Consider the following 10645-nt stretch of genomic DNA (forward strand, 5'->3'; position numbering starts at 1 on the left):
CGTCGCCCGGCGCGGGGACGTCGCCCGGCGCGGGGACGCCGCCCGGCGCGGGGACGTCGCGCTCGGACCGGACGACGAGGTGGTCGGCGCGATGGCGCGGCACCGGCGGGCCCTGCCCGTCCGGCGGCGCCTCCGGCGGCGCGGGAACGGGTCCTCGCGGGATCTGGATGTAGGTGGTCTGCGAACGCTTGGCGAGCCCGGCGGGCAGGCTCCGGTCGTCGACCCAGAACTCGGCGCGGGCCAGCGCCCGGTAGTAGGCCCACGAGCCGCGCTTGACCAGCAGCGCCTCGTCGGGGAAGCCGCGCCGGTCGTCGCGGTAGGACCAGATCGCCCGGTAGGGGGCGGCGCTGTCGCGCAGCGCCCGGAAGACGTACTTGGGGTCGCCGCAGTAGCGGGCGCCGTTCCGGCTCTCGAACACGACCGTGCCCCGGCGGACCGGCAGCCGGACCAGCAGCCGGTTGAACACCGCGATCTTCGTCCGGCGGGCCGAGAACCGCTCGCGCAGCCGGCGCTCCGCCCGGACGAACCGCCGCCACCAGCGCCGCCCGGCGCCGGTGCGGGCGACCCGGCGCAACGCGGGCAGGGTGACGCGGGCGGGCCAGCGCCCGGCCGCCATCCGCAGCGCGAGCTCGCCGGTCGCGGCGACGTAGGCCTCCATCCGGTCCCCGGCCGCGCGGCTCAGCCGCGGCCGGACGGGCACGGCGAGGTCGCAGTGCGCGGTGCCCTCGGACGTGAGCCGCACCTCGACGGGGGTGCCGCCGACCGTCAGCCGGAGCCACAGGCCCCAGGTCTGGTCGACGAGGCCGATCGGGCGGATCACCTGGGCGGGGAAGAACACCGTCTCCCACGCGATCCGGCCGTTCTCGCGCCGCACGGTCGCCGGGACGCCGAACGCGCGGCCGGGCCGGCGCCGGTCGCGGATCTCCAGCCGGCCGCCGAGCTCGGCGTCGTCGGGGATCCGGCCGAGCGGGTTGACGACGGTGCCGGACATCCGCAGCGCCTTGCCGTCCCGGCGCATCGCGGTGACCCGGCCGCCGAGGACCAGCTCGGACAGCGGGGCCGAGTGCACGCCGAGGCCGGTGATGTCGAGGACGCGGCGGGCCGCCGGCGCCCCGAGGTGCTCGCCGGTCCAGTAGATCCGGCCGTCCCGCTCGGCGGGGGCGATCGACAGGACGGGCCGGCCGCCGCCCCTGGGCACGTGGTCGGCGGCGGCCATCGCGGCCTCGATGTCGCGCTCGCGGACCATCAGCGCCGCGATGGCGGGCATCTTGTCCGCGGCCTCGAACACGGCGTCGTCCAGCTCGGCGAGGTAGGGGCGGGCGAGGCCGAGGAACGCCTCGCGGTGCCAGGGGTCGCGGCTGCGCAGCTCGCGCAGGTAGAGCAGCAGGTCGTGGTTGACGAACTTGACGTCCTTGACCAGCGCGATCTCGTCCGCGCCGTGCGCGCGCAGCGCCGCGTCGATGCGCCGGTGGATCTCCAGCCGGTCGGCGAAGTTGCTCAGCTCGGCGCGCCGGTTGGTGATCGACAGGGCGGCGCCGCGCGGGTCCACCAGCCAGTTGTAGACCCGGTGCGGGATGACGGCGATGCGGTTGGCGCCGAGGTAGGCCTGGGCGCTGAACAGCAGGTCCTCGTAGTGCAGCCGGTCGGCGAACCGCAGCCCGGCGCGGTCGAGGAACGCGCGCCGGTAGCACTTGTTGGTCGCCAGCGTGTCGTAGAGGAGGTCGGGGTTGTCCAGGATGCCGTCGTAGACGGCGCTCTCCCGGTAGAGCCGGGGGTACCAGGCGTGCTCGCGGTCGGGCAGGACGCGGACGCAGCGGCCCGACACCAGGTCCGCGCCGGTGCCGTCGGCGGCGGCGACCATGTTCCGGCAGGCGTGCTGGTCGAGGGTGTCGTCGCTGTCGAGGAACATCACGTACCGGCCCTTGGCGTGCCGGATGCCGATGTTGCGCGGCCGTCCGCAGCCGCCGGAGTTCACCGGGAGGGTGAAGGCGCGCACCCGGTGCGGGTCGCGGGCGGCCAGCCGGGCGGCGACCGCGGGCGTGGCGTCGGTGCTCGCGTCGTCGACGATCACGACCTCGACGCTCGGCAGCGACTGCCCGAGCGCCGACCGGACGGCGCGGGCCAGCCGCGACGCGTCGTTGTAGACGATCACCACGACGGTCACGTCGGGTTCGGGTGGCATCGGCCCCACCGCCCTCGCTCCTCGTCCAACACCTACTACCGCGATAGTAAGAGCCTGCGGGTAATCGGAACGTAAGCGCCGGACGAACCTCGCCCGGCCTGGGGATATACCCCGGACCGGGCGGAAACTCATCGATCGGGCACGCCGCGCACGGGTACCGGACGGACACTCGAGCGGCGCCCTTCGGGGGCGGACCTCAGGCTTCGCCGCCGTCGCGCAGCAGCCGCTGGAGCAGCTCCTCGTCCTCGGGCTCCAGCTCGGACACGAACCGGGCCAGCACGGCGGCGCGGTCGCGGCGGCGGCGCAGCAACTCGTTCATCGCGGCGGCGGTGTGTCCGGCCTCGTCGACGGCGGCGGAGTACACGAACCCGCGGCCCGCCCGCTCCCGGCTCGCCAGCCCCTTGCGGGCCAGCCGCGCCAGCGTGGTCATCACCGTCGTGTAAGCGGGGCCGCCGGGCAGGACGGCCTGCACGTCGGCGGGGCTCATCGGGCGCGCGCCCTCCCACAGGACGGCGAGCACGGCGTCCTCCAGCATGCCCGCCGGGCGCCGCCCCCGGTCGTCCTCGTTCACCATGTCCTCGTCCCCGCAACGGGATTACTACGTCGATAGTAGGAGGCCGGGCCGCGGCCGTCCATGGGGCATGGTGTCACGGGAGGGCCGCCAGCCCGGCGGCGACGCGGGCGGCGGTCTCGCGGAGCCAGATGTGCGCCGCGTCCTGGGTGTGGACGGGGTGCCACCACAGCGCCTCCTGGACGGGCACCGCCTCGAACGGGCACGGCAGGACGCGGACGGCCGCGATCGGCGCGACCAGGTCGGCGAGGCGGCGCTGGATGAGCGCGACGCGGCGGGTGCCCGCGACGAGGCTCGGCAGCAGCTGGAAGCTCGGCACCGAGACCTCGACGTGCGGTTCGAGGCCGAGCATGCTGAGCTGGCGGGCGGCCGGCGCGTCGTAGGGGCGCTGGTAGACGACCCAGGGCAGGCGGGCGAGGTCGTCCATGGTGATGCGGTCGCCGACGTCGGGATGGTCGTCGGCGACCATGCAGACCCATTCGTCGCGGTACAGCTCGACGGTCGGCAGGCCGCTGACGATGCCGTGCGGCATCAGCAGCCCGTCGACGGCGCTGAGCGTCGCGTCGGTGTTCTCGTTGATCTCCGGGCCGACCTGCTGGAACACCAGGCTGACGGCGGGCGCGGCGGCGTGCAGGGCGCGGGCGAGCGCGGCGCCGAACACGGCGATCGCGTAGTCGGACGCGATGATCGTGAACTCGCGCGCCTCGGTCGCCGGGTCGAACTCGGCGCGGCTGGTGAACAGCCGTTCCAGCAGCCCGCACGCGGTCGCGCAGGGCACGAGCAGCGCGGTGCCGAGCGGGGTCAGCTCGTAGTTGTTGCCCGTCCGGACGAGCAGGTCGTCGGCGAAGTGGTGGCGGAGCCGGGCGAGCGCGGCGCTGGTGGCGGGCTGGCTGAGCCCGATGCGCCGGCCGGCGCGGGTGACGTTGCGCTCCTCCAGCAGCGCGCGCAGCGCGACGAGGAGGTTCAGGTCGAGGCTCGCCAGGTTCACGGCTCCACTCTATCCGTGTCGTCGATGGCAGCCATCCGAGGAATCTATTTCCCAGATCGGCTCCGTTGTCCCAAGGTTAAGGCAGACATTGAGAGGACACCTCGTGGAAGCACACGCGCACCCGTCCGGCCCGTTCGCGGTCGGCACCTTCTCCAGCGGGGACGGCCCGCGGTTCGCCGGCCTGGTCCGGGACGGACGGGTCCTCGACCTGCGCACCGTCCCGGACCTGCCCGGGGGCGGCGCCACGACCCGCGGGCTGCTGGAGCGCTGGGACGACGCCCTGCCGCTGCTGCACGCCGCCGCGGAGTCCGGCGACGGCGACGGCGCCTGGACGCCCCTGGACGGGCTGGCCGTGCACGCTCCCGTCGAGCCGCGCCAGATCCTGCAGTCGGGCGCCAACTACCGCACGCACGTCATCGACCTCGCGGTGGCGCACGAGCCGGAGGGCGGGCGGCCCGCCGAGCAGGTGCGCGAGGAGACGGCGGCGATGATGGACCGGCGCGCCGCCGAGGACCAGCCGTACATGTTCATCGGGCTGCCGTCGTCGGTGACGGGCCCGTACGACGACGTGGTGATCCCGAGCTGGTGCGAGAAGCCGGACTGGGAGCTGGAGCTCGCCGCGGTGATCGGCCGTCCCGCGTACCGGGTGTCCGCCGGCGAGGCGCTGGAGCACGTCGCGGCCTACACGATCGCCAACGACCTGACGGCGCGGGAGGCGGTGTTCCGCCGGGACATGCCGGAGATCGGCACCGACTGGCTGCGCGCGAAGAACCCGCCGACGTTCACCCCGCTCGGCCCGTATCTGGTGCCCTCGGCGTTCGTCGGCGACCCCGGCGACCTGCGGGTCACGCTCAAGCTCAACGGCGACGTCATGCAGGACGAGTCCACCAAGGACATGATCTTCGACGTGGCGCGGCTGGTGGCGTACGCGTCGCAGACCGTCCGGCTGCTGCCCGGCGACCTGGTCCTGACCGGCAGCCCGGCCGGCAACGGCATGCACTGGGGCCGGCTGCTGCGGGACGGCGACGTCATGGAGGGCTCGATCACCGGCCTCGGCGCACAGCGCAACCGATGCGTCGCCGAATCCGCGGACGCGGAGGAGGCGTGATGCTCGACCGCACCGACCCCGAGGGCGCGATCGCGGAGGCCGCCGCCAAGTACTCCAACTGGGGACGCTGGGGCGACGACGACGTCCTCGGCACCGTGAACTTCATAGACGAGGCGAAGCGGCGCGAGGGCGCGGCACTGGTCCGGCGTGGCGTGTCGTTCTCGCTGTCGCAGCGCTTCGACATGAACGGCCCGCAGAAGGGCTGGCGGCGCCGCACCAACCCCGTCCACACGATGCTGGACACCGGGACGGACGCGGCGCTCGGCAACCAGGGCTTCCCGCACGGCATCGGCGGCGCGGACGACGTCGTCGCGATGCCGCTGCAGTGCTCCACCCAGTGGGACGGCCTCGGCCACATCTTCGACCACGGCAAGGCGTGGAACGGGCGCCCGGCGGAGAAGGTCGTCACGTCCGACGGCGACCTGGTCACCGGCATCGAGCACATGGCCGCCCCGGTCGCCGGACGCGGTGTGCTGCTGGACGTCGGCCGCGTCGCCGGCGAGGACGGCGAGCTGCCCGACGGCTTCGCCATCACCGAAGAGCACCTCCAGGCGGCCATCGACGCGCACGGCGTGACGGTCGGGCGCGGCGACATCGTGTGCGTACGCACAGGGCAGCTGACGCGCGCGCGCCGCGACGGCTGGGGCGACTACGCGGGCGGGCCCGCGCCCGGTCTTTCGTTCACCACGGCCGGATGGCTGCACCGCACCGAGATCGCGGCGATCGCCACCGACACGTGGGGGTTCGAGGTGCGGCCGAACGAGTTCGACGACGCGTTCCAGCCGCTGCACCAGGTCGCGATCCCGAACATGGGGCTGCTGATCGGCGAGCTGTGGGACCTGGACGCGCTCGCCGCCGACTGCGCGGCCGACGGCGTGCACGAGTTCTGGCTGGCCGCCGGGCCGATCCCGGTCACCGGCGCCGTCGGCGCCCCCGTCAATCCCATCGCGGTGAAGTGAGGTCGGCATGGCAGCAGTAGGGAACGTCCTGATCGTCGGGGGCGGCACGGCCGGGTCGGCGCTGGCCGTCCTGCTGGCGCGGGGCGGCGTCGCGGTGGACGTCGCGGAGATCAAGCCGGACGCGACCGCGCTCGGCTCGGGCATCACGCTGCAGGGCAACGCGCTGCGGGTGCTGCGCGACCTCGGCGTGTGGGACCGGCTGAGCGCGTCCGGGTACGCGTTCGACGTCCTCGGCCTGCGGGCGCCGGACGGGACGCTGATCGCGGAGATCCCGGACGCGCGCACCGGCGGCCCCGACCTGCCCGCGACGCTCGGCATGAACCGTCCCGAGCTGGCGGCGGTGCTCGCGGAGGCGGTGCGGGACGCGGGCGCGACCGTCCGGTTCGGCCTGACCGTCACCGCGCTCGACGACTCCGGCGAGCACGTCGCGGTGCGCTTCTCCGACGGGACCACCGGCACGTACGACCTGGTCGTGGGCGCGGACGGGATCCGCTCCGCGGTGCGCGGGCTGCTCGGCATCGACGCGTCGCCGAAGCCCACCGGCATGGGGATCTGGCGGATCCACACGCGCCGTCCCAAGGACGTCGAGCGCACCGACCTCATCTACGGCGGGCCGTGCTTCATCGCCGGGTACTGCCCGACCGGTCCCGACACGATGTACGCGTACCTGGTGGAGAAGGCGCGGCCCCGCGAGTCGATCGCGGACGCCGACAAGCCGTCGCACATGCGCGCCCTCGCCGAGGGCTACGGCGGCGCGTGGGACGAGATCCGCGCCGACATCACCGACCCGGACCGGATCAACTACACCTGGTTCGAGTCGCTGCTGGTGGACCGGCCGTGGAACCGGGGCCGGACCGTCCTGATCGGCGACGCCGCGCACGCGTGCCCGCCCACGCTGGCGCAGGGCGCGGCGCAGTGCCTGGAGGACGCCGCCGTCCTCGCCGAGCTGCTGCTCGGCGGCGACCGGCTCGACCAGGCGCTGTTCGACGCGTTCATGGACCGGCGGTTCGAGCGCGCGAAGGCGGTCGTGGAGGCGTCGGTGCAGCTCGGTGAATGGCAGCTGAACCCGTCCCCCGACGCCGACGTCCCCGGCCTGATGGGCCGCATCAGCGCGATCGTGAGCGAGCGCCCGTGAACATCCCCACCGTCGACGTGCACGCGCACGTGCTGCTGCCGCAGATCGAGGAGACCGTCGCCGGGGCGCCCGGCCACACCGAGCACCGGGAGCTGGACGCGCGCCGCAACGGCCCGGAGTCGTTGCAGGCCGGCGGCAAGATGATCGGCGAGCGGTTCGCGCGGCTGACGCGGATCGAGGCGCGGCTCGCGGACATGGACGCCGCCGGGGTGGACGTGCAGATCGTCAGCCCGTCGCCGTCGCACTACCACTACTGGGCCGCCCCCGACCTGGCGCGGACCGTGTACCGGACGGCGAACGAGGCGACCGCCGCGCACTGCGCGCAGGTCCCGGACCGGCTGCACGGGCTCGGGCTCGTCCCGCTCCAGCATCCGGACCTCGCCGTCGAGGCGCTCGACCATGCGCTGTCGCTCGGGTTGAAGGGCGTCGAGATCTCCTCGCACGCCCCCGGCCGCGAGCTGTCCGACCCGGAGCTGGACCCGCTGTGGGCGCGGGCCGCCGAGACCGGCGCGGTGGTGTTCCTGCACCCGTTCGGCTGCACGCTGGACGAGCGGCTCGACCGGTTCTACCTGTCCAACATCGTCGGGCAGCCGACCGAGAACGCCGTCGCGCTGTCGCATCTGATCTTCTCCGGGGTGCTGGACCGGCACCCCGGACTGAAGATCGTCGCGGCGCACGGCGGCGGCTACCTGCCGACCTACCTCGGCCGCGCCGACCACGGCTGGCGGGTGCGGCCCGAGTCCCGCACCTGCGCCGAATCGCCGAGCACCTACCTGCGGCGGATCTGGTTCGACTCGCTCGTCTACGAGCCGGGCGCGCTGCGCGCGCTGATCGCGGCGGCGGGCGCGTCCCAGGTCGTCATGGGCTCGGACCACCCGTTCGACATGGGCGTGGACGACCCGCTCGACCGGCTCCGCGCCGCCCTGCCCCCCGGCGACGACCTGGACGCCGTGCGCGGCGGCAACGCCGTCGCCCTCTTCGACCTCAAGGAGAACTGATGCCCGAAAGGCTCATCACCCATCTGCGCCATGTGGACCTCGCCGTCCCCGACTACGACCGGCAGCGCGAGTTCTACTCCGGTGTCTGGGGCCTGACCGAGGTCGCGGGCGACACCGGCATCTCGTTCCTGGCGGCGGAGGGGTCGCCGGAGCAGTACGTCGTCCGGCTCCGCAAGGCGGACGAGAAGCGCCTCGACCTGGTGTCGTTCGGCGCCGCGTCCCCCGCCGACGTCGACGCGCTCGCCGAGCGGCTCGGCGCGGCCGGCGTGACGATCGTCGCCGAGCCCGGAAAGCTCGCCACGCCCGGCGGCGGCTACGGGTTCCGGTTCTTCGACATCGACGGCCGGACCGTCGAGGTGTCGGCGGACGTCGCCGTCCGGGAGCACCGGAAGCTGGAGGAGCGCGAGGCGGTGCCGGTCCGGCTGTCGCACGTCGTGCTGAACGCCCCCGACCTGGACGCCACCCGCGCCTGGTACGAGACGCACCTGGACTTCGCGCTCAGCGACACCCTGACGTCGCCGCACATGGGCAAGGTCATGCACTTCATGCGCTGCAACCCGCAGCACCACAGCATGGCGATCGCGAAGGGGCCGCACACGTCCCTGCACCACGTGTCGTTCGAGATGCGCGGGCTGGACGAGTACATGTTCGGCACCGGACGGCTGCTGCGCGCGGGCGTCCGGATGATCTGGGGACCGGGCCGGCACAAGGCGGGCGACAACACCTTCTCCTACTTCCTGGACCCGCACGGCAACACCGTCGAGTACACCACCGAGCTGGAGACCCTCGACGAGGACGCCTGGCACCCGCACCTGTACGACTTCTCCGACCCCGACGTCACCGACCAGTGGGGCACCGCCAACCCGATGAACGAGCTGATCGCCAAGGAGTCGTTCAACGACCCCGACCGCGGCGTCTTCGTCGCCCCGCCGGTCTGATCGGAGGGAGACGCGATGCGACTCGCCACCTACCTGCATCAGGGCGTCCGCCGCTGCGGCGTCGTGGAAGGCGACCGGGTGCTGCCGTTCCCGGACGGCACCGACCTGCTCGGCGTCGTCGCCTCCGGTCCGGTTCCGGAGCCGGCGGGCGCGGCCGTGCCGCTCGCGGACGTCCGGCTGCTGCCGCCGATCGAGCCGCCGTCCGTGCGGGACTTCGTCGCGTTCGAGGAGCACGTCGAGGGCGTCCGGAAGGCCGTGGACGGCGCGTCCGGCGTCCCGGACGCCTGGTACGACGCCCCGACCTTCTACTTCTCCAACCCGCACGCGATGGTCGGCGCGCACGACGACGTCCCGCTCCCTCCGGGCTGCGGGGCCCTCGACTTCGAGCTGGAGGTCGCCGCCGTCATCGGGCGCTCGGGCGCCGACCTGTCCCCCGAGCAGGCGCGCGACCACGTGTTCGGCTACACGGTCTTCAACGACTGGTCGGCGCGCGACCTGCAGTCCCGGGAGATGCAGGTCGGGCTCGGCCCGTGCAAGGGCAAGGACTTCGCCACCACGCTCGGCCCGTGGATCGTCACCGCCGACGAGCTGGAGCCCTACCGCGACGCGGACGGGTTCCTGCGGCTCGGCCTGACCGCCGAGGTCAACGGCGAGGTCGTCGGCCGCGACCTGCTGTCCAACATGGGCTGGCCGTTCGACGACCTCGTCGCCTACGCCTCGCGCGGCGCGCGGCTGCGGCCCGGCGACGTCCTCGGCTCGGGGACCTGCGGCAACGGCGGCTGCCTCGCCGAACTGTGGGGGCGGCGCGGCGCGCAGGACCCGCCGCCGCTCAAGCCGGGCGACACCGTCACCCTCACCGTCGAGGGCATCGGCACGGTGTCCAACACGATCGTCCCGGGCGCGGCGCCCGTCCCGATCCCGCGCGCCCGCAAGCGCGCGCGGGAACGCCCGTGAACCGGGTCGCCGGGAAGGTCGTCGTGGTCACGGGCGCGGCGCAGGGCCAGGGCGCGGCGGAGGCCGCCGCCCTGGCCCGCGAGGGCGCCGCGGTCATCGCGACCGACCTCGCCGACGACGCCCCGGCGCTGCCGGACGGCGTCGTCTACCGGCGGCTCGACGTCACGTCCGAATCCGGGTGGGCCGGCCTCGCCGCGTGGCTCCGCGAGACCCACGGCCGCGTGGACGGCCTGGTCAACAACGCGGGCGTCACCTGGCGGGCCCGGCTCGGCGAGGTCACCGTCGCGGACTGGGAGCGCGTGCACCGTGTCAACGTGACCGGCGCGCTGCTGGGCGTCCAGCACCTCGCGCCGCTGATGCCGCCGGGGTCGTCGATCGTCAACGTCGGGTCGGCCGCCGGGCTGACCGGCCACTATCCCGTCGCCTACACCGCCAGCAAGTGGGCGCTGCGCGGCCTGTCCGCGACGGCGTGCACGGAGCTGGGACGCGCCGGGATCCGCGTCAACACCGTCCATCCCGGGTTCATCGAGACGCCGATGACCGCGTCCGCCCCGGCGGCGTTCCGCGAGGCGAACAACGCGCAGACGCCGCTCGGCCGGCCCGGCACCGTCGACGAGGTGGCCCCGCTGATCGTCTTCCTCGTCTCGGACGAGGCGTCCTACATCAGCGGCGCCGAGATCCCGGTCGACGGCGGCTACACCGCCCACGGCGGCGCCAAGCCCATCTCCGACGCCCTTCGCTGAGCTGCGGCGGGGCCGGGGGCGCCGGGGCCGGGGGGGGGCGGGCGGGCCCCCCCCCCGGGGGGGGGGGGG

Annotated in this window: 10 protein-coding genes; 7 read left to right on the forward strand and 3 right to left on the reverse strand. The window is 74.2% G+C overall.

From position 1 onward, the window contains the following. From F9B16_RS34940 to F9B16_RS34950, 3 genes are all read right to left on the reverse strand, one after another. Positions 1 to 2182: glycosyltransferase (locus F9B16_RS34940; RefSeq protein WP_192809143.1), on the reverse strand; the 2182-nt coding region annotated here is incomplete at its 3' end. A 196-nt stretch (positions 2183 to 2378) separates the two neighbouring features. Next, a complete protein-coding gene (locus F9B16_RS34945) occupies positions 2379 to 2756 on the reverse strand; it encodes a BlaI/MecI/CopY family transcriptional regulator (RefSeq protein WP_151544495.1) in 378 nt (125 codons plus the stop codon). Positions 2757 to 2829: 73 nt separating this feature from the next. Then, positions 2830 to 3741 carry a LysR family transcriptional regulator gene (locus tag F9B16_RS34950; protein WP_151544496.1) on the reverse strand — a complete coding sequence of 304 codons (912 nt, stop codon included), beginning with the start codon at positions 3739 to 3741 and terminating at the stop codon, positions 2830 to 2832. 103 nt (positions 3742 to 3844) lie between these two features. Here F9B16_RS34950 and F9B16_RS34955 point away from each other — a divergent pair, with 103 nt between their 5' ends. Genes F9B16_RS34955 through F9B16_RS34985 form a run of 7 tightly spaced genes read left to right on the forward strand, consistent with a single transcriptional unit; the run spans position 3845 to position 10576 of the window. Continuing rightward, on the forward strand, positions 3845 to 4849 hold the full coding sequence (locus F9B16_RS34955) for a fumarylacetoacetate hydrolase family protein (RefSeq protein ID WP_151544497.1): 1005 nt from the start codon (positions 3845 to 3847) through the stop codon (positions 4847 to 4849). Then, a complete protein-coding gene (locus F9B16_RS34960) occupies positions 4849 to 5808 on the forward strand; it encodes a cyclase family protein (RefSeq protein ID WP_192809144.1) in 960 nt (319 codons plus the stop codon). Before F9B16_RS34955 ends, F9B16_RS34960 begins: the two co-directional genes overlap by 1 nt. A gap of 7 nt (positions 5809 to 5815) precedes the next feature. Continuing rightward, the gene (locus tag F9B16_RS34965; protein WP_151544499.1) at positions 5816 to 6943 is read left to right on the forward strand and encodes an FAD-dependent oxidoreductase; all 1128 of its coding nucleotides are present in this window, start codon (positions 5816 to 5818) and stop codon (positions 6941 to 6943) included. Next, positions 6940 to 7941, forward strand: coding sequence for an amidohydrolase family protein (locus tag F9B16_RS34970; protein WP_225992216.1), 1002 nt, complete (start codon positions 6940 to 6942; stop codon positions 7939 to 7941). The genes F9B16_RS34965 and F9B16_RS34970 overlap by 4 nt, the downstream gene beginning before the upstream one ends. Further along, complete coding sequence (locus F9B16_RS34975) at positions 7941 to 8879, forward strand: VOC family protein (RefSeq protein ID WP_151544501.1); 939 nt, start codon at positions 7941 to 7943, stop codon at positions 8877 to 8879. Before F9B16_RS34970 ends, F9B16_RS34975 begins: the two co-directional genes overlap by 1 nt. A 15-nt stretch (positions 8880 to 8894) precedes the next feature. Next, positions 8895 to 9833, forward strand: a complete 939-nt coding sequence (locus tag F9B16_RS34980) for a fumarylacetoacetate hydrolase family protein (protein ID WP_151544502.1) — start codon at positions 8895 to 8897, stop codon at positions 9831 to 9833. Next, positions 9830 to 10576, forward strand: coding sequence for an SDR family NAD(P)-dependent oxidoreductase (locus F9B16_RS34985; RefSeq protein WP_151544503.1), 747 nt, complete (start codon positions 9830 to 9832; stop codon positions 10574 to 10576). The genes F9B16_RS34980 and F9B16_RS34985 overlap by 4 nt, the downstream gene beginning before the upstream one ends. The last annotated feature ends 69 nt before the right edge of the window (positions 10577 to 10645 follow it).

The sequence above is a fragment of the Actinomadura montaniterrae genome (genome assembly GCF_008923365.1).
Taxonomy (GTDB): Bacteria; Actinomycetota; Actinomycetes; order Streptosporangiales; family Streptosporangiaceae; genus Spirillospora; species Spirillospora montaniterrae.